We start from the raw sequence: 25658 nt of genomic DNA on the forward strand, positions 1-25658 counted from the left end.
AGATAGCCGAGTGCCGAGTGGATGCGTTGCCGATTGTAGTAGCCCTCGATGTAGGCGAACAGATCGCGCCGCGCTTCATCCCGGGTCGCCCATCGTCGCTGATGGACGAGCTCGACCTTGAGCGTGTGGAAGAAGCTCTCCATTGGGGCATTATCGTGAGCCCCAAGCCGTGCGGCTCATCGACGGCTTCGCCCTCATACCGGCGAGCTGTCTCCGGTAGGCCTCGGCTGCGTACTGGCTGCCGCGATCCGAGTGGCAGATGAGCCCGGCGGCCGGCCGCTGCCGCTGGGCGGCCATCATCAATGCCGCTACGCTCAGCTCAGCGCGCATGTGATCGCGCATCGACCAACCGACGATCTTGCGCGTGGCCAGATCGAGGACGGCGGCCAAGTACAGCCAGCCCTCGCCGGTCGGCAGGTAGGTGATGTCGGCCAGCCAGACCGTGCCCGGCTGCGCGGCCGAGAAGTCCTGCCTCAGGAGGTTTGGGGCGATCGGAAGATCGTGACGGCTGTCGGTCGTACAGGGTCGGAACCGACGCCCCGACAGGGCACGGATGCCGTGCCGGCGCATGAGGCGCTCCACCCGTCCGCGGCTGACAGACCGGCCCTCGGCCCGCAGGGCGGCATGCACGCGCGGGGAGCCGTAGCGCCGGTGATGGGCGGCATGGATGCGCCGGACGTCGTCCAGGAGTTGGCGGTTGGAGGCCGAGCTGGCGCTCTCTGGCCGTGACCGCCATCCGACACCTTCCCCGCTCAGCATGAGCGTATCAGAGGTGTCCGCGATTCCTAGGGAGGATCAAACCAGCCATCCTCCGTTCGGGAAGACCCTCAATCTGTCCCAAGAGTGCTGACGGCGGACAGCCGGGGCACCATGACCGTCTAAAGACGCCGGATACGCGGCACGGGGCGCGATCGACGGGCCGCTGCCCACTCCAGCGCCTGCGAGATCGAGTCGACCTGATCGTCGTGCCGCCCCGCCGGGAAGGCGAGAAGTTCGGATAGGAGACCATCAAACCACGACGCAGCCTTGGGCATATACACCGATCCCGCCTCGAACTGCACGCTCTGGGCATGCATGCGCATGACCTTGTCACCGGAGGGCTGGAAAGGGATCGCCGGCAGGCTCAGAACTCGCAGCTCCTGCAACAGCGAGGTTCCCGAGCCCTTGTCCTCAACGAGCGTGACCTGCGCTCGCCAGAGCCCGTGAAGGGCCATGGCCCGGCGCTTGAGCTCGGGAAAGTCGAGCCGCTCGCGGATCAGATCGAGCAGGAAATGTGCGTCGTCACGGATCAACCAGACCGTGCAGACCGAGTAATCCGCTGTTTCGCTAGCCTTCATGGCTGTGTCCCAGCTGAGCAGCAGAATATCACTTGGCCTGCGCTCGGGCGGGTGATCGTAGAAGCGCAGCCATTCGCGCCGGACGAGATTGCCCTCGGCGGGCACCGGCGCCTGCTGATACTGCGCGCTGAAGGCCAAGCTTCCGATCTCCGCCTTCAGCGCTTCGAGCGTCGCCGCGCTTTCCCGAACAGGGTGGAGCGCGTCGCCAGCCCGGCGATGGTGGACCCGATTCCGACCTAGGGCGATGTGCTCATCGGCTTCGGCGATAGCGGGCAGGGTCAGCACGTCCCAGCCCCCAGTCGCGATCAGGTGACCGGCGAGATCGTCGACGTGAACGCGCTGCATCACCACCACGATGGCATCAGTCTCCTTATTGTCGAGCCGCGAGAGCAGCGTGCCACTGAACCAAGCCTTGACCGCCTCGCGGGCCGACTCCGACATCGCGTCCTGGGCCTTCATCGGATCGTCGACGATGATCAGATTACCACCCCGGCCCGTGAGCGTGCCCCCGATCGAGGTGGTCAAACGCACGCCGCGCCGGGTGGTGACGATCTCGCTCGCGGTGCTGCGCGCGATACGGGTCTCGGGAAACAGGGCTTGGTACCACCCGCTCGACATTACCCGCCGGCAATCATCGGCGTGCTTACCCGCGAGGCCTTCAGAGTAGGAGACACAAATTAGCTTGTGGGCTGGATCGTGGCCGAGCACGAAGGCCGGTAAGGCGACCGAGACGCAAACTGACTTCAGGCTGCGCGGCGGCATAGCGATGATCAAGCGGCGGATCGTGCCGCGCCTGACTTCATCCAGCTTGTGAGCGATCGCGTCGAGGTGCCAGTTGGAGGCAAATCGCTCACCCGGCACCACAGTCTGGAAGCAGCGATGCGTGAAGGTGACGAGGTCGCGCTGCAGACCCTCGCGCAGCAGAGCTTGCTCAAAGGCATCGGTGCTGTGCGAGGCGCTCATGATCCATCCTCGATCGACGCGCCGGGCTCGGCGGGTGGGTCAAAACTCGCCCGCAGCAGGTCCAATACCTCGCGCTCCTCAATTGACAGACCGCCAGTACCCTCGGGCGAGACGGCGTCGGCGAACCCGGCGCGGTCGGCCAGGGCGATGATGGCCGATAGCGCACGGGGGTCACCGTCTTTGAGCGCCCGGGCCAGCAGTTTCTGAAGCGCCGCCTGCAACGCGGGTACCGTTCTGCGCCGACCGTTGACCATCACCGCCACGGGCTGCTGCAGCACCTCTCTGGCCATGCTCGCGAGGTTCTTGCGCGTCCGCGGCCGTCCCCGCGGATTGCCCGACCGCCCTGGCTGGAAGCGGCTGTGCACGGGCGGGCGCCCGTAGCCGACCCGGTAGCTCGGATTAGCATCCCCCTCAGACCCGGTGGTCGGTTCGGCCCGGTCGTCGTGCTCGCCGCTCATCAAGCCTCTCCCTGCGCGGAGATGGCGGACGCTGACTCGCGTCTGGCGCGCGCAACCGCGTCGAAAAGCTGCCCAGTCCCACTGAGGACCGGCACGAGGCCAGTGATCTCACTCCATCGACGCAGCGCCAGGTCGACGTAGTGCGGGTCGATCTCGACACCCCGGCAGCGGCGCCCGGCCCGCTCGCAGGCGATGAGCGTCGTCCCTGAGCCGAGGAAGCTATCGAGCACGATCTCACCGCGCCGGGTCACGTCCTTAATCGCGTCGGCGACCAGCAAGACGGGCTTGACCGTCGGGTGCCAGGCGAGCTGGCTGCGCCGATCCGCGTGCGCGCCGTTGACCGAGGGGTAGTCCCAAACATTGGTGCGGTTGCGCCCGTGCCGGCCGAGCTCGACCGCGTTGCGGTGGGGCGCGGTGCCGTGTCGAAACACGAACACGAGTTCATGTTGCGACCGGTACAGCGAGCCCATGCCGGCGTTCGATTTGCGCCAGACACAGAGATTTAGGAGTTGATCGTACAATGGGGAGAGGGCTTCGAGCAGGTCGCGGGTGTGCCGCCAGTCCATGCAGATGAAGTGCACCGCTCCCGCGCGCGAGACCCCCGTCAGCGCCTCGCCCATCTGCCGGAGGAATGCCTGGAAGGCTGCCGGCGTCATCTCGCCCGACGCCATCGCGAACTCGCGGTGTCGGATGGCCCCGCGCCCGCCGACATGGCCCTGGATGGCGACATTGTAGGGCGGATCGACGAACACGGCGTCGGCGCGTTTCTCACCCATCAGGGCAGCGAGCACGGCCGTATCGCGGGCGTCACCGCAGGCAATCCGGTGCCGGCCGCCCAAATCCCAGATATCGCCAGGCAGGGTCACCGCCCGCTCGGCGATCGCCGGTACGGCCTCATCGTCGGGGTCGGCGCCACCGCTGACCTCGTCGAGCAGCACATCGACCTCGCCCGCCGCGAAGCCGATCACCTCCGGCAGGGTGGCGTCGACCTCGATCAGGTGCTGAAGCTCGATGGCGAGGACATCGCGATCCCAACCTGCCATCTGAGCGAGCTTGTTGTCAGCGATGACGTAGGCACGCTTATCGGCCTCGCTTAAGTGCTCGATGCGCAGCACCGGCACCTGTTCGAGACCGAGCTGCTTAGCGGCTAGTGCGCGGCCATGCCCGGCGATGATCACCCCGTCGGCATCGAGGAGCACGGGATTCAGGAAGCCGAACCTCCGGATCGAGGCGGCGATCGCATCGAGCTGACGTTTGGGATGGGTGCGCGCGTTGCGTGGGTTGGGCCTGAGGTCGGCAGGCGAGAGGGTCTCAATGTCGGCGGTCATGGCTGTTCCATCGGTTGAGGCGAACCGATGAGCGTCTGCCGGCTACACGCGGCCTGCGATAATGGCCGCCTTTATTTTCCGACCCGGGCGTCCAAGGCATTGCGCCAGACCTTGTCGAGGCGAGGCTTGGCCGAGGGCACAGCGAGCGTGGCGAAGAGCCGGAAGAAAGCCAGCGGCCAGCCGCCGTCAGCCTGAGCATGAGCGTCATAGGTGCGCTTCGGCTCGCGACCGGTCACATCGCACAGAAGTTCCGCCACGAGGCCAGCAACTACGGCCCAAGGGTTCTCGGTGCCGCGGCGGGGCAGAGGCAAGACGTCACCGTCGGCGGAGGTCGCGAGAGCGTATCGTTGCGTAGCACGCTCGTCGGTATCCAAAGCAGGAACCGATGGTCGATCGACCTCGGCGTCCTCTGCTTCCAACCGAACATCGAGGAAACTACGAATCAAGCTATGAGGATGTCGCAGCGCCTCGACAGCCGCGTCGGGCGACGCTTCCCGCAATTCAACGATCGTTTTACGGATGAAGGTCGCCGGCTTCTTATCGCCGACTTTGCCCACCGTGACGATCTCAGCTGTCATGGTGAGCAACGGCGCTAAACGCCATCTCAATTGCTGCAGGTTAGCATCGCGATAACGATCACTGACGAACGCACACAGTTTGTCGATCGCTGCACTCCTATCGCCCGTCCAACCCTCCCGGGGCGTCACCTGCGTCAGGATCCGATCGCGCGGTGGACTCAGCGGCAGCTCGCCTGCATGCCCACCGGAGGCGTCGTTAGGATCTCTCGCCATCGCGCGGCTCCATCAGGTGTGCAGAAGCGAGATCGGATGTCCGGGCGATCTTGTCCAGGACCAGGATGGTCGAGATGCGCATCCCGATGTAGCCTGGTCATCCCTGCCAACCGAATGCCGCCTCCTAATTATCGCTCTGGCAGTCTGATTGGATCACCATAATTCCCTGTTCAGTAGCCCAGGGAATTCGTCGCCCTACGGCCTGATAAGACGGAGCAAACTAGAGCCGGACCACCGCTCAAAATCCAGTTTGCGATTTCAATCCCTGTATCTTCCCGCTCAACAGCGAAAATTGGCCGGAGACGAGTTCGCATGTGACCGTCCCCACCACCAGGCTTTCCTGGTGACAAGACAGCGTCCCGGTTCCGCAGCGATAGCGCTGGCGCGGCCGGGACTTAGCGCCGGTCCGCGGAGATCTCTTCCCGCCCCGCGCCACCTGCCCGATCCCACATCCCGACCCGTGACCGCGCCCCGCCCCAGATCTTGGTCCGGGCTGCCCGGGGATCCCCCGCCGCGAGCCGAGGCCGCGTCCGGGCCGGCGGCGAGCCTGCAACCATCGCGGCGCGGCAGGGTTCGGTCCCGATCGGAGACGGAGGAGGTCGCGTGGCGTCCTGGATCGAACAGGCAGTCTGGTGGCAGGTCTTTCCCCTCGGCTTCGTCGGAGCCCCCGACGAAGCCGATCCGGCCGCACCGGTCACGCACCGCCTCGCCCACCTGCACGGCTGGCTCGACTACGCGGTCGAGCTCGGCGCGTCCGGGCTGGCGCTCGGGCCGATCTTCGCGGCCTCCACGCACGGCTACGACACGATCGACCATTTCCGCATCGACCCGCGCCTCGGCGACGAGGCCGATTTCGACGCCCTGGTCGCGGCGGCCCGGGCCCGCGGCCTCCGCGTCCTGCTCGACGGCGTGTTCAACCATGTCGGGCGGGCGCACCCGGCCTTCCAGGACGTCCTGCGGCACGGGCCCGAATCCGAGCGGGCCGGCTGGTTCCGGCTGTCCTGGCCGCGGGGCTCCGGCCCGGGCATCGAGCCGGACTACGCCTGCTTCGAGGGACACCGGCAGCTCGTCACGCTCAACCACGACGACCCGCGCGTCGCTGACCACGTCGCCGCCGTCATGGGCCACTGGCTCGCCCGGGGCGCCGACGGCTGGCGGCTGGACGCGGCCTACGCGGTGCCGCCGCGCTTCTGGGCGCGCGTGCTGCGGCAGGTCCGCCTCGCGCATCCGGAGGCCTACATCGTCGGCGAGGTGATCCACGGCGACTACGCCCGCATCGTGCAGGACACCGGCATGGATTCGGTGACCCAGTACGAGCTCTGGAAGGCGATCTGGAGCGCCCTCAACGATCGCAACCTGTTCGAGCTGGCCCACGCCCTGGACCGGCACAACGGCCTTCTCGACAGGTTCGCGCCCCTGACCTTCGTGGGCAACCACGACGTGACGCGCATCGCGAGCCGGCTCACCGACGAGCGGCACCTGCCGCACGCGCTGGCGATCCTGCTGACCTGCGGCGGGACGCCCTCGATCTATGCCGGCGACGAGCAGGCCTTCCGCGGCGTGAAGGAGGAGCGGGTCGGCGGCGACGACGCTATCCGGCCGGCCTTCCCGCCGACGCCCGCGGATCTCGCTCCCTACGGCTGGCCGATCTACCGGCTGCACCGGGACCTGATCGCCCTCCGGCGGCGCCACGCCGGACTCCACCGCGCGCGGGCGCGGGCGCTGCACCTCGCCAACGCGCAGATCGTGCTCGCGCTGGGCGACGGGAGCGCGCGGGTGCTGACGGCCCTGAACCTCGCCGACGCGGACGCGACGCTGCCGGTGCCGGAAGCCCGGGCGATCGAGGCCGGCACCGGCTATCTCGCCGAGGCCGGCAGCACCGGCGCCCGCGTGACCCTTCCGGCCCACGGCTGGGCCGTCCTGACCGTGTGACCGCCGCGCCTCGGCCGGAAAGGGGCCGGAAAGAGGCCGACCGCCCGCTCTCCCTAGCCGGTGCGGCGGGCCGTCCAGCGCCCCGCGCAGGCACCGAGCCCGGACAGCGTCCAGCGGCCGGTCCCGGCGGACCCGCGCAGGCGGCCCGTGACCGAGACGCTGGCCAGCCCCTTGCGGATCGTGCCGGTGATCCGGCCGTCCGGCCCTGCCCGGCCGGAGGCGTCGACGCCGTTGCCGCCGACGTCGTCCACGGTCCCGTCCCGGATCACGATGGGATAGCTGTAGGGCCCCGTGCAGCTCCCGCTCTCCGCGGTGGCGATGACCGACCATGACCCGTCGAACCGGTTGGCCGCGGAGGCTCCCGTCGCGGCGCAGACGGTCGTGCAGGCGGTCAGGATCAGGGCGGGCGCGAGCCGTGCGGCGCGAAGTCGGGTCATCGTCTCCTCAGTGATGGTCTCGGATCTCGGATGGGATTCCTCCGTGCCGGGGGGATCCGTCGCGCGGCACGGCGCGCGGGCGGACCGTCAGTCGGTGCGGTCGCACGACGGAGCGTCGGGAGCCGGAGCACGGGGTGAAAGGGCAACGGGCCGGACGCGCGCCCGGAGCGGCGCGGGCGCCCGGCCTCGCGGCCGTGCCGGACAAGAGGGCCATCCGCCCGGCACAACCTCGGGAAAGGGGCGCGGAACCCGGCGGCGCCCGACGGCGCACGGCGCGTTCCACGACCGCGATATGGGGCCTAACACATTCGTGGGAATGAGATATTTTTACCAGTACGCCGTGTTTCTCACCGGCTCCGCGGGATACCACGCGCCGACATGTCTCAGCGGGCCATCCCGGCAGACACGCCGTTCCGCGACAGGCCGGTCGGCCCGGCGCGGCCGCCCGCGGGGCGGTTGCGCAGGAACGTGTCGAGCCATGCGGGCATCCCGGTTCCAGGCCGGAACGCCGCCCGGCGCTCCCAGGCCTTCAGGAGGGTGAGCCGGACGAGGTCGTCCCCCTGGACATCGCCCGCGATGGCGTCGCGGGTCAGCATCAGCGCGCGGCGGCGCAGGTCCGGCACGGCGTCGACCAGCGCCGCCCCGAAGCCGACCGGGACCTGCCCCTCGGCCTCCGCGGCGTCCGCGGCCTCCGACAGGCGGTCGAGCAGGCGTCTTAGACGCGAATTTTCCTCAAGTTCTGCAACTTCTGGAAAATTCTCGCGCCGACTCGTACATGATGTCGCACCCGGGGCGGAGATCACGTCCCCGTGTTCCGCGGTCCCCCGCACTAGTCGGTCAATATCCTGCACGGTCGGCATGGCCACGTCTTCTGGGAAGGGGGGCCGAGAGCGCGCGGGAACGGCGTCGCGGCGTTGCGAGCATTTATCTTTGGCTCAAAACGCCCGCGTCAATGGTGCGCGTATACCAGGAAAATAACTTAGATGAGGGAACCGGCTTGTGCGCAACCCGTTTGTGCCCCGCTGCCGACAGGGCAGTGACCGCGTGAAGGGGTGCAGAAGCTGTGACGGCGGGCGTCGACAGGCATGAGCTCCGGCAGATCATCGCCGGCCTGAGCGAGGGCGTGATCCTGGTCGAGCCCGACCAGACCATCGCCTACGCCAACGCGGCCGCCCTGGCGATGCACGGTGCCGAGAGCCTCGACGAGCTCGGCCCAACCGTCGACGCCTATCGCGACCGCTTCTGCCTCCGATACCGCAACCATATCACGCCCAACCAGTACCCGATCGAGCGCGTGATCGCCGGCGAGCGCTTCCACGACGTGGTGGTCGAGGTGCGGCGGGCCGACAAGCCCGACATGGACTTCGTGCACTCGCTGCGCAGCCTCGTGGCCACGGACCGCGACGGCAACCCGAGCTGCCTCGCGCTGATCCTGAAGGACGTCTCCGACCAGTTCGAGGCCGAGGAACGGTTCGAGCGCACCTTCAACGCCAACCCGGCCCCGGCCGTGATCACGCGGCTGTCCGACCTGCGCCACGTCAAGGTCAATCACGGCTTCCTGGAGATGACCGGCCACACCCGCGACGCCGTCATCGGCCACAGCGTCTACGAGGTCGACGTCCTGGCCGGCGCGCGCAACCGCGACCTCGCCGTCGCGCGGCTCAACGCGGGCGGCACGATCCCGCAGATGGAGGCCTGCCTCGACCTGCCCGACGGCGGGAGCCGCTTCGTGATCGTCGCCGGGCAGCCGATCGAGATGGGCGACGAGCCCTGCATGCTGTTCACCTTCGCGGACCTGGAACTGCGCCGGAAGGCCGAGGCCGCCCTGCGCCAGAGCGAGGAGCGCTTCGCCAAGGCGTTCCGGATGACGCCGATCCCGACCGTGCTGGTGCGGGCCGAGGACGGCCAAGTCACGGGCGTGAACGAGGCGTTCAGCCGGGTCTTCGGCCTGGGCGGGGACCGCGTCGTCGGCCGCTCGCTGGAGGAGGCCGGCCTGTGGGTCGCCGAGAAGCAGCGCCTGCAGGTCGAGGCCGCCCTGGAGCGGCAGGGCTACGTGCTGGGTCTCGAGGTGTGCCTGCGCCACGAGAGCGGCGCGAACCTCGACTGCCTGGTCTCGGCCGAGCGGGTCGAGATCAACGAGACGGCCTTCGTTCTGCTGGTGCTGCAGGACATCACCGCGCGCAAGCACTCGGAGCGGGAGCTGTTCGACGCGATCGAGACGGTGATGGCCGACACGTCGTGGTTCAGCCGCGGGCTGATCGAGAAGCTGGCGAACCTGCGCCGGCCGGCCCGGGAGGGCGGCGACGCGGCGGCGCCGAGCCTGACCGTTCGCGAGCGCCAGATCCTCAACCTGATCTGCGCGGGGCTCGGCGACGACGCGATCGCGCGCAAGCTCGGGCTGTCGCGCAACACGGTGCGCAATCACGGCGCCGCCCTGTACCGCAAGATCGGCATCCACAAGCGCAGCGAGGCAGTCGTTTGGGGGCGCGAGAACGGCTTTCCCCTGAACATCTCTGACGGATGAATACCGCCATACTGGTACAACTAAACCATTGATCCGGCGCGCCCGGCGTACATCTTCCGCTCGGCAAGGGTTTTCTCACGCATGACGAGGCGCCCATGACCGAAGACAGGAAGACACCGTCCGCCGAGCACCTCAAGGGCTCGGTGAAGGAGGCCATCGGCAAGCTGACCGGCGATGCCCGGACGGAGACCGAGGGCCGGCGCCAGAAGCGCGACGCGCCCGGATCGAAGGCCGGCTCCGGGCCCGCGGGCTCCGGCCCGCGCTGACGGACGTCACCCGGCGCCTCACGGTGAGGCGCCCCCACCACGAGCGCGATCGCGGAGGCGGTCGCCGACGCGACGACGAAGGAGAACGACATGGTCGATACCAATCGGATCACGGGCGCGGCCCGGGAACTCGGCGGCAAGGTGCAGGGCGCGTTCGGCGACCTGACCGGCTCGCGGCGGGACTCGGTCGAGGGCCGCGCCCGCGAGGCCGCCGGACAGGCCGAGACCCTCTACGGCCAGGCCAAGGACACCGTGCGCGACGCGGCCGACCACGTGGCCGACGCGGCCCGCGACTTCGGTGGTCGGGTTCGCGACGCCGTCGACGATCTCGGGGCCGACGACGTCGAGGCCCGCGCCCGCCGCGCCCAGGGCGCCGCGCAGGACCAGTACGCCCGCGCCGAGCGCGGCGTCCGCCACGCCGCCGAGGAGGCGTACGACTACGCCGAGGACGCCTACGCGCGCGGCAGCCACGCCCTGCGCCGCGGCACCCGCGAGGTCGGCCAGCAGGTCGCCGAGTACCCGCTCGCCGCCCTGCTCATCGCCGGCATCGCGGGCTTCGGCCTCGGCCTGCTCGTCAGCGCCCGCCGCGACTGAGCCGCGTCCCGGCCGCCCCTGGGCCGTCCGGGCCGGCGGCCCCACGAATTTCAGCGATCCACCACCGGAGTGACAGCGTGACCACCATCCAGACCGTTGCAACGCCCCTCGCGCCGGACGCGCACGCCGACACGCGCGCCGTCCTGCTCAACCAAGTCTCCTGGGGCGCCATCTTCGCCGGCGCCGTGACCGCGCTGGTCACCCAGGTGATCATCAACCTCGTCGGCGTCGGCGTCGGGCTGGCCTCGGTCGGCACGACCGCCGCCGACAATCCCTCCGCCTCCACCGTCTCGATGGGTGCGGGCGCGTGGTTCGTCGCCTCGGGCCTCGTCGCCTCGCTGGCCGGCGGCCTCATTGCCGGGCGGCTCTCGGGCAAGGCCCTTCCGGGTGCGGCCGCCCTGCACGGGCTGGTCTCCTGGGCGGTCACCACCCTGGTGGTGCTGTACATGCTGACCTCGGCCGCCAGCGGCCTGGTCGGCGGCACGCTCGGCACCGTCTCGAGCGCGCTCGGCGGCGCCGGCAACCTCGTCGGCGGCACGGTGCAGACCGCCGCCCAGGCGGCGGCGCCGTCGCTGTCGAAGATCTCGAACCCGCTCGACGGCATCGAGGACAAGGTCCGCCAGCAGGCCGCCGGCCAGGACCCGCAGGCCGCCAAGGACGCGGCCGTGGCGGCGGTGAAGGCGGTCCTGACCGGTGACCCGGCCCAGAAGGAGCAGGCCAAGACCCGCGCCGCCGACGCCCTGGCCAAGGCGCAGGGCATCACGCCGGATCAGGCCAAGGCGCAGATCGACGACTACCAGAAGCAGTACGAGCAGGCGGTGGCCAGCGCCAAGCAGAAGGCCGAGGCCGCTGCCGTGACGGCGAAGTCGGCGGCCACGCAGGGCGCGTTCTACGCCGCGCTGGCGCTGATCCTGGGTGCGCTGGCGGCGTATGTCGGCGGCCGGATGGGCGCGCCCAAGCCCGCGACCCTGCTCGGCGCCTACGAGACCCGGCGCGTCTGACACCTCCCTCTGACACCTTCACCGGCCCCCGCGTCGATAGCGGGGGCCACCACCGGCCGGGGAGACCGGCCTCACCAGCGAAGCAGGAGCACACGCGATGAGCAGCACGACCGACAAGATCAAGGGCCTGGCCAACGAGGCGGTGGGCAACGTCAAGCAGGCGGCCGGCAAGGCGACGGGCAACGACAAGCTGGTGGCCGAGGGCAAGGCGCAGGAGCTGAAGGGCGAGGCGCAGAAGACCGTCGGCGACGTCAAGGACGGCGCCAAGTCCGTCGCCGACAAGATCACCGGCAAGCACTGATCCGTCCCGCGGCGCCGGCTCCCCGGCGCCGCCGCCCCCGCCGAGGCGGGGCTCCATTCCCCGACACCAGGAGAGCTGCATGAACCGCGACCAGATCCGCGGCGCGTCCCGCCACCTCAAGGGCCGCGCCCAGACCGCCCTGGGCGGCCTGACCGGTGACCCGGCCCGCCAAGTGCGCGGCGCCGTCAATCAGGTGGCCGGCGGCGCGCAGTACGCCTACGGCCGCGCCCGCGACCGCGCCGAGGACCTCGCGGAGGACCTGGCGGAGGACAGCCGCCATCTGGCCGAGGCCGCCCGGAGGCGGGCCGACCACCTGATCGACGAGGGCCGGGACCGCGCCCGGGACGCGCGCCGCCGCGGCGCCGATTACGGCCGGCAGGCGATCCGCACGGCCGACGCCAACCGCACCAACACCCTGCTGGGCCTGGCCGCCGTCGCTTTCGCGGCGGGATGGCTCGTCCGCCGCACCCGCTGACGGAGGGTTTACCGATGCTGCGCAAGCTCCTGACGGCCTTCATCGTGCCGAAGCTCATCGCCTATCTCGGGCGCCGCTACGACCGGCGCCGGGGCACCGGCCGCACCTACTGACGCCCGGATCCGGAGCCCGGGATCGCTAGCCCGGGGCCTTCCAGATGCCGGCGGCGATCCGTGTCGTCTCGACGAGCGCGGCGTGGAGCGCCGCGTCCCCGTCGCGCCGGCCGGCGCGGAGCGCCGCGACCAGCTCGGCCGGCGATCCGGCGCCGCCCAGCGCCCGCTCCCAGGCCCCGGCCGCCGCGCCGGCCTGCGCGATCTCCCGCATGACCACGCCCATCGCGTTGGCGGCCATCAGCAGGACGTAGCGCTGGCGCCCCGACAGGGCCGGCGCGACCTCGTCGAGGAGGCTCTGCCGGGCGACCGACAGGAGGGCGGCGCCCGCGGGCGCGTCCAGGAAGGATTCGCTCATCGGGCTCCCCACCGCTCGGGCGCGGTCTCGCGCAGGATCGCGGCCTCGAGTTCGGGCACCATCCGGCCGGTCAGCGCCAGCTCCAGCGACGTCTCCTGACCGGAGACGTGGCGGTGGCCCTGCTCCAGGGCGATCACCGCCCAGCGCAGATGCGCCATGACCTCCCAGTAGCGCACCGCCTCCGGCTCGATCGCGCGCCCGCTCTCGGCCTCGTAGCCGCGGTAGAAGGCGGCCCGCGGGGCGATGCCGCCGGCCTCCAGGTCGGGCCGGCCGAAGCGCCAGCAGGCGGCGCAGAACCAGCCGATATCCTGGACCGGGTCGCCCCAGCCGGCGAATTCCCAGTCGAGGATCGCCGTCAGGCCCTCGGCATCGACCATGTAGTTGCCGGTGCGGAAGTCGCGGTGGACCAGGACCGGCCGGGGACAGGGCGGCGCGTGGAGCTCGGCCCAGCGCAGGCCCCATTCGAGGGCCGGGCGCGCGGCGCCGATCCCGTCGAGACTCGCCCGGAGCGCGCGGATCTCGGCCAGGGCCGGCTCCGGCTCGGGCGCGCCGAGGAAGGCGAGGTCGTCCGCCGGGGCGGTGCCCGGGCCGGCCGCCGGCAGGATGCCGTGCGTCCGGGCGAGCTCGCGGCCGAGCCGCTCGGCCAAGGCCGCGCGGTCGCCGCCGAGGCTCGTGTCCTTGACCACCCGCGGCCCCAGCCCGATCCCGGAGACGAGGCCCATCAGCGCGAAGGGCGCCCCGACCACCCCCGGATCCGCGCAGAATCCGACCGGCTCCGGCACCCGCACGCCGGCCGCGAAGGCGGCGCGCAGGATCCGGAACTCCTCCGCCCGCGAGCGGCTCGACGCGATGGTGGCGGCCGCGTCCTTGCGCAGGACGAAGCTCCGGGGCGCGCCGTCGACCCGGCACGACAGCATCCAGTTCTCCTGGATCGAGCCGCCGGTCAGCGGCCGGGCGTCGTCGAGCGCGACCGACCCGGCCTCCAGGGTCCGGCCGATCCAGGCGCAGAGCGCCGTCCTCTGATCCACGTCCAGCATGGTGCCTCAGGGCCGCGTCACGGGACGCGCTCGAGGGCCATGGCGATCCCCTGGCCGCCGCCGATGCACATGGTCACGAGCCCGTAGCGGCCGCCGGTCCGGGCCAGCTCGTAGAGGGCCTTGACGGTGATGATCGCCCCCGTGGCGCCGATCGGGTGGCCGAGGGCGATGGCGCCGCCGTTCGGGTTGACCCTGTCGGGATCGAGGTCGAGGGCGCGGGAGACCGCGCAGGCCTGCGCCGCGAAGGCCTCGTTCGACTCGACGACGGCGAAATCCGCCGCCCGCAGGCCGGTCCGCTCCAGCAGCCGCCGCACCGCCGGCACCGGGCCCATGCCCATCTCGGACGGGTCCACGCCGGCGTGGGCGTAGCCGACGATGCGGGCGAGCGGCGTCGCGCCGTCGCGCGCGGCCCGCGCGGCGCTTGACAGGACGAGGGCCGCCGCGCCGTCGTTCAGCCCCGAGGCGTTGCCGGCCGTGACGCTGCCGGTCTTGGAGAAGGCCGGGCGCAGCTTGGCGAGGTCCTCGGCGGTCGTGGCCTTCGGGTGCTCGTCGGTGTCGAAGGCCACCGTCTCGCGCTTGCGCTGGACCTCGATCGGCAGGATCTGCTCCCGGAACCGGCCCTCGCGGATCGCCCGCGCGGCGCGGGCCTGGCTCTCGGCCGCGAAGGCGTCCTGCGCGTCGCGGGGGACGGCGTAGCGCGCGGCCACGTTCTCGGCGGTGACGCCCATGTGGCCGTTGCCGAACGGGTCGGTCAGCGCGCCGAGCATGTAGTCGACCAGCACGGCGTCGCCCATGCGCGACCCGGTCCGCCCGGTGGTCAGCAGGTGGGGGGCGCGGCTCATGCTCTCGGCGCCGCCGGCCACGGCCGTCTCGGCGTCGCCGAGCAGGATGGACTGCGCGGCCGAGACGATCGCCTGCAGGCCGCTGCCGCAGAGGCGGTTGACCGTCATGGCCGGCACCTCCGCGGGAATCCCGCCCTCCATCGCCGCGACGCGGGCGATGTAGGCGTCCCGGGGCTCGGTCGGGATGACGTTGCCGAGGACCACGTGCCCGACCGTCTCGGGCGCGGTCCCGGCGCGGCGCAGCGCCTCCGCGACGCAGCTTGCGGCGAGGACGGAGGGCGGCGTGCCGGCCAGCGCGCCGCCGAACGTGCCGATCGCGGTGCGCACCGCGCCTGTGATCACGACCTCGGTCATACTCTCGGCTTCCTCTCGGCTTCCCTGTCTGGCTCGGCCTGCCGACGCGCCCCGCGCGGCGGGCGGACGGTGTCGGCCCCGCTCAGGCCCCGACGCTCAGGCCCCGACGTCCCACGACCAGAAGGCGTCGCCCTCGGCCTCGAGATTGCGGTTCAGGACCATCTTGTGGACCTCGTCGGCCCCGTCCACGAGGCGCGCCTGCCGGGCGTAGCGGTAGATCCACTCGAGGGGCGTGTCGGTGGAGTAGCCCCGCGCGCCGTTGATCTGGATCGCCGTGTCGGCGGCCGCGTGCAGGAGGTTGGCCACGTGGACCTTGGCCATCGACACCTCCTTGCGGGCGAAGCTGCCCCGGTCGAGGGCCCAGGCAGCCTTCATCACCAGGAGGCGGCCGATCTCGATCCGCATCGCGAGGTCGCCCAGCATCAGCTGAATGCTCTCCCGGTCGGCCAGCCGGATCCCGAAGCCGTGCCGCTCGGCCGCGTAGGCCCGGGCGATCTCGACGCAGCGCTTCGACAGGCCGAGCCAGCGCATGCAGTGGGTCAGCCGCGCCGGCCCGAGGCGGATCTGGGTGAGCTTCAGGCCGTCGCCCTCGTTCATCAGGACGTTCTCGGCCGGGATCTCCAGGCCCTCGAACAGCAGCTCGCAATGGCCGCCGTGCTCCTCCGGCCCCATGATCGGGATGCGGCGCAGGATCCGCCAGCCGGGCTGGTCCCTGTGGAACAGGAAGGCGGTCAGCCCTTTCCGCGCGTCGTCGGAGGTGCGCGCCATCAGGATGAAGTGCTCGGCCTCCTCGGCGCCGGTGATGTACCACTTGCGGCCGGTGACCACGTAGCCGTCGCCCCGCCGCTCGGCCCGGGTCTGGATCATGCCGGGATCGGAGCCGCCGCCGGGATGCGGCTCGGTCATGGCGAAGGCCGAGCGGACCCGCCCCTCCACGATCGGCGCGAGCCAGCGCGCCTTCTGGTCCGGGGTCGCGACCTTCTCCAGCACCATCATGTTGCCGTCGTCGGGCGCGGCCGAGTTGAACACGACCGGGCCGAAGATCGAGCGGTTCATGGCCTCGTAGCAGACCGCCATGCCGACCTTGTCGAGCCCGGCGCCGCCGGTCTCGGGCCGCAATTGCAGGCACCACAGGCCCTCTGCGCGGGCGAGGCCGCGCAGCCGCGTCAGCTCGGCGAGGCTGATGTTGCCGTGGCCGTCATAGGCGGCCGGATCGGCCTCGAGCGGCAAGATGTGCGCGTCCACGAAGGCCGCGATCCGGGCGCGGTAATCCTCGACGCGCGGGGAGATGGTGAAATCCACGGGCCCACCTCCTGGGTCGGTGCCGACGACGAAAATCGAGCGAGCGCTCGCTTTTTATCGCCTGGATTCGCGCCTGGCAACGGGCTAGACCTCGGGAGCCGCTCCCGGTCGTGGCCACCGCGGGCTGGCGCGACGACGAAACGACGACGGCGCGACGATGGATCGATGAGCCCCGCAGACGCTCTTCCGGCGAACTTTCCGGCACACCTTCCGGTGAAGGACGCCTACGCCACCGAGGCGATCTGCGCGCGGATCCTGGCGCGGCACCGGGACCGGATCAGCGTCCGGAAGGACCATGTCGCCGTCGCCAACCTCGCGCGGATCATCGAGGCGGTGCTGAAGCTGTCGAGCCGGCAGGGCTTCCACGAGACGAGCCTGCGCGACCTCGCCCGGGCCTCGGGGCTCAGCATGGGCGGGCTCTACTCGTACTTCGACAACAAGAACACGCTGCTGGTCATGATCCTCACCGAGGTGGCCGAGACGGCCGAGGCGGTCCTGCGGCAGGCCCCGGCGGGGCTCGCGGCGGATCCGGCCGCGCATCTGCGCTGGCTGATCGAGACCCATATCCGCCTGACCGAGGCGATGCAGCCCTGGTTCGTCTTCGCCTTCATGGAGGCGAAGGGCTTCCCAGCCCCCGCCCGGACGATGGCGACGGAGAGCGAGGCCGCCACGGAGCGCATCTTCGCCGAAGTCCTCGCCCGCGGCGCGGCGGCGGGCGTCTTCGCGGTCGCCGACGTCGACCTCACCGCCGCGCTGATCAAGCCGCTCCTGCAGGACTGGTACGTGAAGCGGGCCAAGCACCGGAAGCGCGGGATCCCGATCCAGCGCTACATCGCCGGCGTGACCGCCTTCGTCGAGAAGGCCATCGCGGCGGGCTGAACCGGCGCGGCGGACGAACACCCCCTGGTCGGGGCCGCCGCGCGCCCTTATGCCGGGCCCGGAGGGCATTCCGGAGCGCGGGGAGCATGGCCGGACCGATCGGGCGCCGCGCGGACGCACACGGAACCGCCGGAATCGACGATCCGCTGAGCGGCCTCGCGCCGCTGCTGCGCGTGCGGCCGCACCTGGACGACGTCTGCCGGTTCGGCGGCGCCTGGGCCGCCCCGCACGCGCCGGAGCCGACGCGGCAGGCCTATTTCCACCTCGTGACGCGCGGCCGCGCCACGCTGCGGCGGCCTGGGGGCGCGCCGCTGCAGGTCGCGGCCGGGGACATCCTGCTCCTGCCGCGCGGCGACGCGCACCTGTTCCACGGCGCGGGGCCGCCGCCGTCGACGCCCCTGCCCGTCGCGGTCCGCCACGCGCACGATCTGCGGTTCAAGACCACCGTCGGGGCCGAGCCGGACGTCGAGCTGATCTGCGGCCGCCTGGCCTTCGAGGCGGCGCCCCAGACCCTGATCGTGACCGCCCTGCCCGACCTCCTCGTCCTGAGCGTCGGCACCGAGCCCCTGGCCACCCGCTTCGCGCCGCTCCTGGCGGGCATCCGCGAGGAGCTGAACGACCTCCGCGCCGGGTCGGTCGCGGTCGCCGAGAACCTCGCGAGCGCGCTGTTCATGATGATGCTCCGCGCGCATCTCGAGGCGTCGGCCCCGGCCGAGGGCCTGCTGCGCCTCCTGGGGCAGCCGCTCACCGCCCGGGCGGTGCTCGCGATGGTGCGCGACCCGGTGCATCCCTGGACGCTGGACGAACTGGCCGCGACGGCCGCCGCGTCGCGGGCGAGCCTCGTGCGCGCCTTCCGTGGGGCGGCGGGCGTCGCCCCGCTGGAATTCCTCACCGACCTGCGGCTCGGGCTCGCCCATCACCGCCTGCGCACCGAGACGGTCCCGCTGGACCGTCTCGCCGCGGAGGTCGGCTACCAGTCCGCGCCCGCCCTCAGCCGGGCGTTCCTGCGCAAGTACGGGATCCGCCCCGGACAGGCGCGGCAGGCCGAGGCGCCCCCGCAGGCGGTTTGATCCGCCCGGTCATCGGCCTGCGCCGCGCGGTCATCGAGGGCGCGGCCGGCCCCGACTACCTTCCTCGTCATCACGAAGGAGGTCGTCATGCACATGATCGATTGGAACAGCTACCGCCAGCAGGTCACCGCCGGCGTCGGACACTTCGCCAAGCTCAGCCCCGACACGGTGCGGGGCTACGGCACCCTCAGCACGGCGGGCCAGAAGACCGGCCAGCTCGACGCCAAGACCCGTGAGCTGATCGCGGTGGCGGTGGCGATCTCCCTGCGCTGCGACGGCTGTATCACGGTCCACACCGACGCCGCCCGCAAGCTCGGCGCCACCGAGGCCGAGCTGGCCGAGGCCCTCGGGGTCGCCACCAGCCTCAATGCCGGTGCCGCGGTCGTCTACGCGACCCGCGCGCTCGACGCCTTCGCGGCCTCCGCCGAGGCGTAGCCCCTCCCCCCATCCGATTGAGCAAGGAATCGTGCCATGAACACGCAGGTTCGCCGCGTCCTCGGCCTCGTCTCCGGGCCGGGCTCGAACCGCCTCGGCCTCCAGGCCATGCGGGTCGCCATCGCGGTCATCTTCCTCTGGATCGGCGCGCTCAAGTTCGTGCCCTACGAGGCCGACAGCATCACGCCCTTCGTCGCCAACAGCCCGGTGATGGCGTTCTTCTACGCCCACCCCGACCAGTACGCGCAGCACCTCACCCACGAGGGCGAGCTCAACCTCGCCGCCCGCGCGTGGCAGACGGCCAACCACACCTACGCGTTCTCCCGCGGACTCGGCACGGTCGAGCTGCTGATCGGCCTGCTCGTCCTCGTCGGGCTGGCGTCGCGGCGGCTGGGTCTGGCCGGCGCGGTGCTGGCCTTCCTCACCCCGGTGGTGACCCTGTCGTTCCTCGTGACCACCCCCGAGGCCTGGGTCGCCGCGCTCGGCGACGCCGAGCACGGCTTCCCCTACCTCTCGGGTGCCGGGCGCCTCGTCCTCAAGGACGTCACCCTCATGGCCGGCGCGTGGCTCGTCCTCGCCGACAGCGCCCGCGCCGTCCTCGAGCGGCAGGCCCGGGCGCCGGGCGCCCCCGCCCGCCTCGACCTCGCGGCAAGCCGCTAGGAGTCCCCTAGGAGGCCGGGGTGCCGCCCGCGGGCAGCGCCCCGATCATCGCCCGCAGGCCGCCGATGTCGTCGAGGACGGCGTCGGCGGTCCGCGCGTCGTCCGGGCGCCCGTAGCCGTAGCGGGCCAGGATGGCGGCGGTGCCGGCGGCGCGGGCGGCCGCGATATCGTGGTGCATGTCGCCGACCATGACGGCCCGCCCGGGCTCGACCCGCAGGCGACGCAGGGCCTCCCGCAGCGGCGCGGGATCGGGCTTGCGCTCGGGCAGCGTGTCGCCGCCCACGACCGTGTCGATCAGCGGCGCCAGCCCCACCGCGTCGAGGATCAGGCCGGTGGCGCGGGCCGGCTTGTTGGTGACGATCGCCAGCGCGTAGCCCGCCGCCCGGAGGTCGCGGACCGCCGCGGCGGCGTTGGGGAACAGGGCGGTACCGGCGGCCGCGAGCGGCTCGTACACGGCCAGGAAGGCCGGCAGCAGGTCCGGCGCCCGCTCCGGATCGCCGCCCGAGGCCCGCAGGGCGCGCCGCAGCAGCGCCACCGCGCCGTCGCCCACCATGGCCCGCATCGCGGCGGTCCCGACCGGCGGCAGGCCCTCCCGCGCCAGGGTGGCGTTCAGGGCCGTCCGGAGATCGGCCAGGCTGTCGACGAGGGTGCCGTCGAGGTCGAGGAGGACGGCGTCGAAGCGCGACGGGGGCGCGGGCGCGGGCAAGGAACGTCTCCGCGTCGCGGGCGACGCGCGGCGGGACGCCGACGCCTCAATCTCCGGGACGGGCGGTTCCTAGCGGGTCCGGCGCTGCCGGGCCAGGGTCCGGCACGCGCCCCGAGCAGCCTAGCGCGGCTTGGCGTCGGCCGGCGTCCGGTCGGTGCAGGTGACCGGCGTGCCGGCGCCGTCGGTCCACGTGACCGACCGCCCCTTGCCCCGCAGCTCGTGCGTGGCGTCGGCGTAGCGGAACCCCGACCCGCTCAGCTGCACCGGCAGGGTGACGGCGGCGCCGTTGTCCGGCCGGACAACCGCCCGCTCCGGCCCCGCGGCATTCAGGAAGGTGACGGCCAGCGTCCGACCGTTCGGACAGGCGAAGGTCACGTCGATCGTCTCGGCCTGCGCGGGCGCGGCGGCCACGAGCAGCCCGCCGACGAGGATCGCCAGCCGGGCGACGTGGACACGGATTCTCATCGGCCTCTCCTGAGCCCCGCGGCCGCGGCCGCGACGACGATCATCGCCGGGATGTCCTGTCCGGGCAATCGGCGCCGACGGCACGCGAGGCGGTCGGCCGACCCCCATCCACCAGTCCCTGGAAGAGTAGATGGAGCAGCGAGGCAATTGTACGATCCTCGATACAAGTCGAACCGGGGCACTTCCCGCTCAACTTGGGACGGAATCGGTAAATCGTCGGCTCGGCCGCCCGGTGGATTGTCTCCCGAGCGCCGCGATGCGCCGGTCCGGCGCGGGGAATAGAGCCGTGGACGACCGCCGCGACAGCTCGCGGCTTAAATATCTCTTTAATGTTAGGAGTATAATAATACGGCAATCTCTCAGACGCAGCTTCGATGAACCGTCCGAAATATCCTTTCTCGATATTGATCGGGAGGTCGACCGCATCCGCCCCGGGTCTGACGGCCATGCGTCAGCTCGCGGAACTGCAGAAGCATATCCCGTCCCTCTACGGACTGCTCTCGGTCAATGCCGGCGCCCTCGCGGTGACGCATTACGGTCTGGCGCCCGCCTACCTGACCCTCGGCATCCCGGGGACCGTGATCGCGCTGTGCCTCCTGCGCGCGATCCACTGGTGGCGCTTGAGGCCCGAGGCCCTGGACGAGGCGCAGGCCGCCCGCCACCTGCGGCGGACGACGGTGCTCACGGTCTTCTTCTCCGTCGCCTTCGTGATCTGGGCGATGGTCCTGAACACGTTCGGCGGCCCCTACGAGCAGGGCCACGTCGCGATCTTCGTGGCCGTCACGGTGATCGCCTGCATCTTCTGCCTGACCTACCTGCCGCTGGCGGCCTTCCTGGTCACCGGCATCGTCATGGGCGTGTTCCTGTTCTGCTGCGTGACGAGCGGGAACCACGTGTTCCTCGCCATCGCGGCCAATACGGCCTTCGTCACGGCCGTGATGGTCCGCATCCTCAACACCAACTACCGGGCCTTCGTCGCCCTCGTCGCGTCCCAGGCCGTGGCGAGCCGGCTCTCGGAGGAGAACGCGCGCCTCGCCCAGACCGACAGCCTGACCGGCCTCCCCAACCGGCGCTACTTCTTCCAGAAGCTCGACGAGGCGCTCCGGTCGTCCTCCGGGGCGGACATGGCCTTCGCCCTGGCGATCTTCGACCTCGACCGGTTCAAGCCGATCAACGACACCTACGGGCACAATGTCGGCGACCGCGTCCTGGCGGAGGCCGGCCGGCGCCTCGCGGCCTTCGCGGGGGCGGACGTGGTGGTGACGCGGCTGGGGGGCGACGAGTTCGGCGTGATCCTGCGCGCGCCGGCTTCGGCCGCAGCGGCGCTCGCCTTCTGCGACGGCGTCTGCACGGCGCTGCAGCGGCCGATCCGGATCGGCGACATCCAGGTCGTCACCGGCTGCTCGGGCGGGCTCGCCCTGCCCTGCCGGGTCTCGCACGACGCCGACGCCCTGTTCGACCGCGCCGATTACGCGCTCTACCACTCCAAGGAGCAGCGGCGCGGCGCGACGACCCTGTTCTCGCAGGAGCACAAGGACGCGATCCGCGCCGAGCAGGCGGTGGAGACGGCCTTGCGGACGGCGGACCTCGCCGCCGAGATGGTGCTGCACTACCAGCCGGTCCTCGACCTCGCCACGGGGCGGACCGCCTTCGTGGAGGGTCTGGCGCGCTGGACGAGCCCGACGCTGGGCCGCGTCGCGCCGGACCGGTTCATCGCGGCCGCCGAGCGCGGCGGCATGATCCACACGGTGACGCTGCTGCTCCTGCGCAAGGCGCTCGCCGACTGCGCGCAGCTCCCGCCCGGGACCGGCCTGTCCTTCAACCTGTCCGCCCACGACCTCGCCTCGCCCGAGACCGTCCTGTCGATCCTGGCGGCGGTGCGGGGCAGCGGCATCGACCCGCGCCGCCTGACGCTCGAGCTGACCGAGACCGCCCTGATGCGCGACTTCGACCACGCCAAGGCGGCCATCACCACCCTGCGCAGCCTGGGCATCAAGATCGCGCTCGACGATTTCGGGACCGGCTATTCCAGCCTGGGCTACGTCCACCGCCTGCCGCTGGACAAGATCAAGATCGACCGCGGCTTCATGGCCGACATCGACACCGACCGGGGCTGCAGCCTCGTCTCCACGATCCTGGACCTGTGCCGCAACCTCGGCCTCGACGGGATCGTCGAGGGGATCGAGACGGAGGCGCAGCTCGACGTGGCGCGGCGGCACGGCAGCCGCTACGCCCAGGGCTACCACATCGGCCGCCCGATGCCCCTCGGCGACCTGCTGGAGCGGCTGGAGCGCGAGGGCGCGGCGGAAGCGAAGGTAGCGGCAGAGGCAGAGGCAGAGGCCGGCACGGTGCGCCGGAGGGCCTGAGGCGGCACCGGCGCGAGGCGGAGCCGCCTCAGGCGCGCCGGAGGTTCCAGAGGATCGGGAAGCCCGGGAGGCGGCCCGTGAGGTCGCGCCGGTAGGACGTCATCGAACGGTAGGAGCCGACCGGCACGAACACGACCTCCTCGAGGGCGATCCGCTGCATGTCGGCGCAGATCGCCCGGCGCGCCTCCGCGTCGGGGGCCGCGAACCACGCGGTCCGGAGCGCCTCCAGCCGCGGCACCGACGGCCAGCCGAACCACGCGTTCGGCCCGCTGGCCCGGAGCGGCTGCAGGGCGGCGGGGTCGGCGTTGTCGAAGGACGAGAAGGTGGTGAGCAGCACCGACCAGCCGCCCTTCTCGACGGGCTCGCGGGAGACGCGCCGCTGGATCACCGTGCCCCAGTCGCTCAGGGCCAGGTCGACGTTGAAGCCGATCCGGGGGAGCAGGTCGGCCGCGACCTGGGTCAGCGCCGCGGGCGCCAGCAGGTCCGTGGGGCCGATGAGCCGGATCTTCGCGCCGTCGTAGCCCGAGTCCCTGAGCGCCGCGCGGGCCGCCTCCAGGCTGCGCGGCCCGGTGAGCGCCTCCAGGCCGACCTGGCTCGCCATCGGTGTGCCGGGCGTGAAGATCCCGCAGCGGTCGTCGTAGGCCCCGGGATCGTCGCCGACGATCGCCGCCATGAAGTCGCTCTGGACGATCGCCGGCAGCACCGCCCGGCGCACCGCGACGTCGTCGAAGGGCGGCTGCAGGTGGTTCATCCGCAGGATCGCCGGGTTGGTGAGCCGGTCGAGGCCCTCCACCACGATGTCGCGGTTGCGGGCGAGCAGCTGCTGGAGCTCGGGCGGCGGCTGCTCGTACCAGTCGATCTCGCCGTTCTGCAGGGCCGCCGCCGCGGTGGCGCCGTCGGCGATGATCCGCCACTCGATCCGGTCGAAATGGGCGACCTTGCCGCCGGCCGTCAGGCTCGGTGTGCCGGGCGCCGGCACGTAGCCGGGGTGGCGCTCGTAGACCATCAGGCTGCCCGAGTTGAACTCGTCGGCCTTCCAGCGGAACGGCCCGGAGCCGGTGGCGTCGGTGATCTGCTTGTACGGGTCGGTCTGGGCGACCCGCTCGGGCATGACGAAGGCCGGCTGGCTGACGCTCGCCAGCGCCTGCGGCAGGAGCGGGAACGGTGCCTTCAGCCGGAACACGATGTCGGTGTCGCCGTCGTGGGCGAGCTCGTCGGTGGCGGCCATCAGGGTCTGGCCGAAGCCGTTGCGGGCCGCCCAGCGCCGGATGCTGGCGACGCAGTCCCGCGCCAGGACCGGCGTGCCGTCGTGGAAGCGCAGGCCCGCGCGCAGGGGGATCGTCACCCGGCGCCCGTCCTGCTCGACCTTGAGGCCGGCCGCCATCTGCGGCTGCGGCCGCAGGTCGGCGTCGAGGCCGAACAGCGTGTCGTAGACCACGTAGGCGTGGTTGCGGGTCACGATCGCCGTCGTCCAGATCGGATCGATGGAGGTGACGTTCGCCTGGGGGACCATGCGCAGGACCCGGGCGCCCTGCGCCCGCCCGACGGAGGGGGCCGCCAGGGCCGCGGCCCCAGCGGCCAGGAAGGTGCGTCGCCTCATCGTCACTCCCCGAACGGTGGATCCCGGCGTCGCAAGCGCCGGACCAGGGGGCGCCCCGCCTCAGCTCAGCGGGACGGCGAAGCCCCGCTGCACGGCGGGGCGCTCCATCATCCGGTCGTACCAGCGCCGGACCTGCGGGTAGTCGGCGAGGTCGACCTGGTGGCGCTCGTGGCGCCACGCCCAGCCGAGGATCGCGAAATCCGCCACCGAGAGCGGCCCCGCGACGTACGCGACCTGCGCGAGGCGCCGGTCCAGCACGCCGTAGAGCCGGTGCGTCTCCTTGCTGTAGCGGGCGAGCCCGTAGGCGCGGTCGGCCTCCGCGACGGACAGGAAGTGGTGGACCTGGCCGGGCATCGGCCCGAAGCCGCCCATCTGCCACATCAGCCATTCCAGGGCGGCGACGCGCTGCCGCCGGTCCTCGGGCAGGAAGCGGCCGGTCTTCTCGGCGAGGTAGAGCAGGATCGCGCCGGACTCGAACACCGGGATCGGGGACCCGTCCGGCCCGTCCGGATCGACGATGGCGGGGATGCGGTTGTTCGGGCTGATCGCCAGGAAGTCCGGCGCGTGCTGCGCCCCTTGCGTGATGTCGACCGGGATGACCCGGTAGGGCAGCGCCATCTCCTCCAGCGCCACGCTGATCTTCCGGCCGTTGGGGGTGTTCCAGGCGTAGAGATCGATCATCGCGGGCGCCTCCGCTGTGCCGAGGGAAGCTAGGGCCCGTGACGGGATCCGGCAATTCGGCCGGCGCTCAGGCGGCGACCGGGGCCGGCTCCGGCTCCGGCAGGCCGAGATGCCGGTAGGCGTGTCGGGTGAGGACGCGTCCGCGGGGTGTGCGCTGCACGAAGCCGCGCTGGATCAGGTAGGGCTCGATGATGTCCTCGATCGCGTCCCGCGGCTCCGACAGCGCCGCCCCGATCGTCTCGATCCCCACCGGCCCGCCCCCGAACGAGCGCGCGATCAGGCTCAGGTACTTGCGGTCCATCACGTCGAGACCCGCCCCGTCCACGTCCAAGAGCTGCAGCGCCCGGTCGGCGATCGCCCGCGTCACCGTCTCGGCCTCCGCCACC

27 protein-coding genes and 1 pseudogene are annotated in these 25658 nt (G+C 71.6%); 12 read left to right on the top strand and 16 right to left on the bottom strand.

The features are described 5' to 3' along the window. From H288_RS33175 to H288_RS35355, 5 genes and pseudogenes are all read right to left on the bottom strand, one after another. Positions 1 to 738 (bottom strand): annotated as a pseudogene (locus H288_RS33175) (IS3 family transposase); the annotation flags it as partial. 140 nt (positions 739 to 878) lie between these two features. Beyond that, entirely contained in the window at positions 879 to 2300 is a 1422-nt protein-coding gene (terL, locus tag H288_RS0130170; protein WP_020096293.1) for a phage terminase large subunit, read from the bottom strand. After that, positions 2297 to 2758 carry a DUF5681 domain-containing protein gene (locus tag H288_RS33640; RefSeq protein WP_020096294.1) on the bottom strand — a complete coding sequence of 154 codons (462 nt, stop codon included), beginning with the start codon at positions 2756 to 2758 and terminating at the stop codon, positions 2297 to 2299. The genes terL and H288_RS33640 overlap by 4 nt, the downstream gene beginning before the upstream one ends. After that, entirely contained in the window at positions 2758 to 4086 is a 1329-nt protein-coding gene (locus H288_RS0130180) for a DNA methyltransferase (protein WP_020096295.1), read from the bottom strand. The genes H288_RS33640 and H288_RS0130180 overlap by 1 nt, the downstream gene beginning before the upstream one ends. A 71-nt stretch (positions 4087 to 4157) precedes the next feature. Further along, on the bottom strand, positions 4158 to 4877 hold the full coding sequence (locus H288_RS35355; RefSeq protein ID WP_158684272.1) for a hypothetical protein: 720 nt from the start codon (positions 4875 to 4877) through the stop codon (positions 4158 to 4160). Positions 4878 to 5480: 603 nt separating this feature from the next. On the opposite strand from H288_RS35355, the gene H288_RS0130195 reads away from it, so the two are divergent. Beyond that, positions 5481 to 6809 (top strand): alpha-amylase family glycosyl hydrolase, encoded by a 1329-nt coding sequence (locus H288_RS0130195; RefSeq protein ID WP_020096298.1) that lies wholly within the window; start codon positions 5481 to 5483, stop codon positions 6807 to 6809. A gap of 53 nt (positions 6810 to 6862) precedes the next feature. Here the strand turns inward: H288_RS0130195 and H288_RS0130200 are convergent, their stop codons facing one another. Next, the gene (locus H288_RS0130200) at positions 6863 to 7246 is read right to left on the bottom strand and encodes a hypothetical protein (protein WP_020096299.1); all 384 of its coding nucleotides are present in this window, start codon (positions 7244 to 7246) and stop codon (positions 6863 to 6865) included. A gap of 383 nt (positions 7247 to 7629) precedes the next feature. Then, positions 7630 to 8049, bottom strand: coding sequence for an RNA polymerase subunit sigma-70 (locus H288_RS0130205; protein ID WP_245274587.1), 420 nt, complete (start codon positions 8047 to 8049; stop codon positions 7630 to 7632). A gap of 260 nt (positions 8050 to 8309) precedes the next feature. Here H288_RS0130205 and H288_RS0130210 point away from each other — a divergent pair, with 260 nt between their 5' ends. The 6 genes from H288_RS0130210 to H288_RS0130235 all read left to right on the top strand — a co-directional run bounded on the left by H288_RS0130210 (position 8310) and on the right by H288_RS0130235 (position 12407). Beyond that, on the top strand, positions 8310 to 9770 hold the full coding sequence (locus tag H288_RS0130210; RefSeq protein WP_020096301.1) for a helix-turn-helix transcriptional regulator: 1461 nt from the start codon (positions 8310 to 8312) through the stop codon (positions 9768 to 9770). Positions 9771 to 9865: 95 nt separating this feature from the next. Then, on the top strand, positions 9866 to 10036 hold the full coding sequence (locus H288_RS34445; protein WP_020096302.1) for a CsbD family protein: 171 nt from the start codon (positions 9866 to 9868) through the stop codon (positions 10034 to 10036). Between the two features lie 90 nt (positions 10037 to 10126). After that, a complete protein-coding gene (locus H288_RS0130220; RefSeq protein ID WP_020096303.1) occupies positions 10127 to 10630 on the top strand; it encodes a CsbD family protein in 504 nt (167 codons plus the stop codon). Between the two features lie 77 nt (positions 10631 to 10707). Next, positions 10708 to 11631 carry a hypothetical protein gene (locus H288_RS0130225; RefSeq protein WP_020096304.1) on the top strand — a complete coding sequence of 308 codons (924 nt, stop codon included), beginning with the start codon at positions 10708 to 10710 and terminating at the stop codon, positions 11629 to 11631. A gap of 97 nt (positions 11632 to 11728) precedes the next feature. After that, complete coding sequence (locus tag H288_RS0130230) at positions 11729 to 11932, top strand: CsbD family protein (protein WP_020096305.1); 204 nt, start codon at positions 11729 to 11731, stop codon at positions 11930 to 11932. A gap of 79 nt (positions 11933 to 12011) precedes the next feature. Further along, complete coding sequence (locus tag H288_RS0130235) at positions 12012 to 12407, top strand: CsbD family protein (protein ID WP_020096306.1); 396 nt, start codon at positions 12012 to 12014, stop codon at positions 12405 to 12407. Between the two features lie 138 nt (positions 12408 to 12545). Here the strand turns inward: H288_RS0130235 and H288_RS33185 are convergent, their stop codons facing one another. The 4 genes from H288_RS33185 to H288_RS0130260 all read right to left on the bottom strand — a co-directional run bounded on the left by H288_RS33185 (position 12546) and on the right by H288_RS0130260 (position 16410). Continuing rightward, positions 12546 to 12875, bottom strand: coding sequence for a DUF6285 domain-containing protein (locus H288_RS33185; protein ID WP_020096307.1), 330 nt, complete (start codon positions 12873 to 12875; stop codon positions 12546 to 12548). After that, positions 12872 to 13912, bottom strand: a complete 1041-nt coding sequence (locus H288_RS0130250) for a phosphotransferase family protein (RefSeq protein WP_020096308.1) — start codon at positions 13910 to 13912, stop codon at positions 12872 to 12874. Before H288_RS0130250 ends, H288_RS33185 begins: the two co-directional genes overlap by 4 nt. Positions 13913 to 13929: 17 nt before the next feature. After that, positions 13930 to 15108, bottom strand: a complete 1179-nt coding sequence (gene bktB / locus H288_RS0130255) for a beta-ketothiolase BktB (RefSeq protein ID WP_020096309.1) — start codon at positions 15106 to 15108, stop codon at positions 13930 to 13932. A gap of 96 nt (positions 15109 to 15204) precedes the next feature. Further along, entirely contained in the window at positions 15205 to 16410 is a 1206-nt protein-coding gene (locus H288_RS0130260; RefSeq protein WP_020096310.1) for an acyl-CoA dehydrogenase family protein, read from the bottom strand. A gap of 165 nt (positions 16411 to 16575) precedes the next feature. Here H288_RS0130260 and H288_RS0130265 point away from each other — a divergent pair, with 165 nt between their 5' ends. The 4 genes from H288_RS0130265 (at position 16576) to rclC (ending at position 19454) form a co-directional block, all read left to right on the top strand. After that, complete coding sequence (locus H288_RS0130265) at positions 16576 to 17289, top strand: TetR/AcrR family transcriptional regulator (RefSeq protein WP_051123804.1); 714 nt, start codon at positions 16576 to 16578, stop codon at positions 17287 to 17289. Positions 17290 to 17375: 86 nt separating this feature from the next. Further along, positions 17376 to 18359: an AraC family transcriptional regulator gene (locus tag H288_RS0130270; protein WP_020096312.1), complete on the top strand. Its 984-nt coding sequence runs from the start codon at positions 17376 to 17378 to the stop codon at positions 18357 to 18359. Between the two features lie 87 nt (positions 18360 to 18446). Continuing rightward, on the top strand, positions 18447 to 18794 hold the full coding sequence (locus tag H288_RS0130275; protein ID WP_020096313.1) for a carboxymuconolactone decarboxylase family protein: 348 nt from the start codon (positions 18447 to 18449) through the stop codon (positions 18792 to 18794). A 36-nt stretch (positions 18795 to 18830) separates the two neighbouring features. Next, complete coding sequence (gene rclC / locus H288_RS0130280; RefSeq protein ID WP_020096314.1) at positions 18831 to 19454, top strand: reactive chlorine resistance membrane protein RclC; 624 nt, start codon at positions 18831 to 18833, stop codon at positions 19452 to 19454. Between the two features lie 7 nt (positions 19455 to 19461). Here rclC and gph read toward each other — a convergent pair whose 3' ends face one another. Together gph and H288_RS0130290 are read right to left on the bottom strand one after the other, a co-directional pair. Further along, the gene (gene gph / locus H288_RS0130285) at positions 19462 to 20160 is read right to left on the bottom strand and encodes a phosphoglycolate phosphatase (RefSeq protein ID WP_020096315.1); all 699 of its coding nucleotides are present in this window, start codon (positions 20158 to 20160) and stop codon (positions 19462 to 19464) included. A gap of 120 nt (positions 20161 to 20280) precedes the next feature. Further along, entirely contained in the window at positions 20281 to 20625 is a 345-nt protein-coding gene (locus H288_RS0130290; RefSeq protein ID WP_020096316.1) for an MliC family protein, read from the bottom strand. Positions 20626 to 21071: 446 nt separating this feature from the next. On the opposite strand from H288_RS0130290, the gene H288_RS0130295 reads away from it, so the two are divergent. After that, on the top strand, positions 21072 to 22991 hold the full coding sequence (locus H288_RS0130295) for an EAL domain-containing protein (RefSeq protein WP_020096317.1): 1920 nt from the start codon (positions 21072 to 21074) through the stop codon (positions 22989 to 22991). A gap of 28 nt (positions 22992 to 23019) precedes the next feature. Here the strand turns inward: H288_RS0130295 and H288_RS0130300 are convergent, their stop codons facing one another. From H288_RS0130300 to H288_RS0130310, 3 genes are all read right to left on the bottom strand, one after another. After that, positions 23020 to 24591, bottom strand: coding sequence for an ABC transporter substrate-binding protein (locus tag H288_RS0130300; protein WP_020096318.1), 1572 nt, complete (start codon positions 24589 to 24591; stop codon positions 23020 to 23022). A 60-nt stretch (positions 24592 to 24651) separates the two neighbouring features. Beyond that, on the bottom strand, positions 24652 to 25272 hold the full coding sequence (locus H288_RS0130305) for a glutathione S-transferase N-terminal domain-containing protein (RefSeq protein ID WP_020096319.1): 621 nt from the start codon (positions 25270 to 25272) through the stop codon (positions 24652 to 24654). 67 nt (positions 25273 to 25339) lie between these two features. Further along, a partial coding sequence (locus H288_RS0130310; protein ID WP_026605432.1) for a Holliday junction DNA helicase RuvB C-terminal domain-containing protein occupies positions 25340 to 25658 on the bottom strand: 319 nt, incomplete at its 5' end.

Source organism: Methylobacterium sp. 285MFTsu5.1, from assembly GCF_000383455.1.
GTDB lineage: Bacteria > Pseudomonadota > Alphaproteobacteria > Rhizobiales > Beijerinckiaceae > Methylobacterium.

Excerpts from the sequence above, each read along its gene's own strand:
- H288_RS0130200 (WP_020096299.1), bottom strand. The coding sequence starts at position 7,246 with ATGACCCGACTTCGCGCCGCACGGCTCGCGCCCGCCCTGATCCTGACC.
- H288_RS0130250 (WP_020096308.1), bottom strand. The coding sequence starts at position 13,912 with ATGCTGGACGTGGATCAGAGGACGGCGCTCTGCGCCTGGATCGGCCGG.
- H288_RS34445 (WP_020096302.1), top strand. The coding sequence starts at position 9,866 with ATGACCGAAGACAGGAAGACACCGTCCGCCGAGCACCTCAAGGGCTCG.
- bktB (WP_020096309.1), bottom strand. The coding sequence starts at position 15,108 with ATGACCGAGGTCGTGATCACAGGCGCGGTGCGCACCGCGATCGGCACG.
- H288_RS35355 (WP_158684272.1), bottom strand. The coding sequence starts at position 4,877 with ATGGCGAGAGATCCTAACGACGCCTCCGGTGGGCATGCAGGCGAGCTG.
- H288_RS33640 (WP_020096294.1), bottom strand. The coding sequence starts at position 2,758 with ATGAGCGGCGAGCACGACGACCGGGCCGAACCGACCACCGGGTCTGAG.
- H288_RS0130270 (WP_020096312.1), top strand. The coding sequence starts at position 17,376 with ATGGCCGGACCGATCGGGCGCCGCGCGGACGCACACGGAACCGCCGGA.
- terL (WP_020096293.1), bottom strand. The coding sequence starts at position 2,300 with ATGAGCGCCTCGCACAGCACCGATGCCTTTGAGCAAGCTCTGCTGCGC.
- H288_RS33185 (WP_020096307.1), bottom strand. The coding sequence starts at position 12,875 with ATGAGCGAATCCTTCCTGGACGCGCCCGCGGGCGCCGCCCTCCTGTCG.
- rclC (WP_020096314.1), top strand. The coding sequence starts at position 18,831 with ATGAACACGCAGGTTCGCCGCGTCCTCGGCCTCGTCTCCGGGCCGGGC.
- H288_RS0130305 (WP_020096319.1), bottom strand. The coding sequence starts at position 25,272 with ATGATCGATCTCTACGCCTGGAACACCCCCAACGGCCGGAAGATCAGC.
- H288_RS0130275 (WP_020096313.1), top strand. The coding sequence starts at position 18,447 with ATGCACATGATCGATTGGAACAGCTACCGCCAGCAGGTCACCGCCGGC.
- H288_RS0130180 (WP_020096295.1), bottom strand. The coding sequence starts at position 4,086 with ATGACCGCCGACATTGAGACCCTCTCGCCTGCCGACCTCAGGCCCAAC.
- H288_RS0130220 (WP_020096303.1), top strand. The coding sequence starts at position 10,127 with ATGGTCGATACCAATCGGATCACGGGCGCGGCCCGGGAACTCGGCGGC.
- H288_RS0130265 (WP_051123804.1), top strand. The coding sequence starts at position 16,576 with ATGAGCCCCGCAGACGCTCTTCCGGCGAACTTTCCGGCACACCTTCCG.
- H288_RS0130235 (WP_020096306.1), top strand. The coding sequence starts at position 12,012 with ATGAACCGCGACCAGATCCGCGGCGCGTCCCGCCACCTCAAGGGCCGC.
- H288_RS0130290 (WP_020096316.1), bottom strand. The coding sequence starts at position 20,625 with ATGAGAATCCGTGTCCACGTCGCCCGGCTGGCGATCCTCGTCGGCGGG.
- H288_RS0130230 (WP_020096305.1), top strand. The coding sequence starts at position 11,729 with ATGAGCAGCACGACCGACAAGATCAAGGGCCTGGCCAACGAGGCGGTG.
- H288_RS0130295 (WP_020096317.1), top strand. The coding sequence starts at position 21,072 with ATGCGTCAGCTCGCGGAACTGCAGAAGCATATCCCGTCCCTCTACGGA.
- H288_RS0130300 (WP_020096318.1), bottom strand. The coding sequence starts at position 24,591 with ATGAGGCGACGCACCTTCCTGGCCGCTGGGGCCGCGGCCCTGGCGGCC.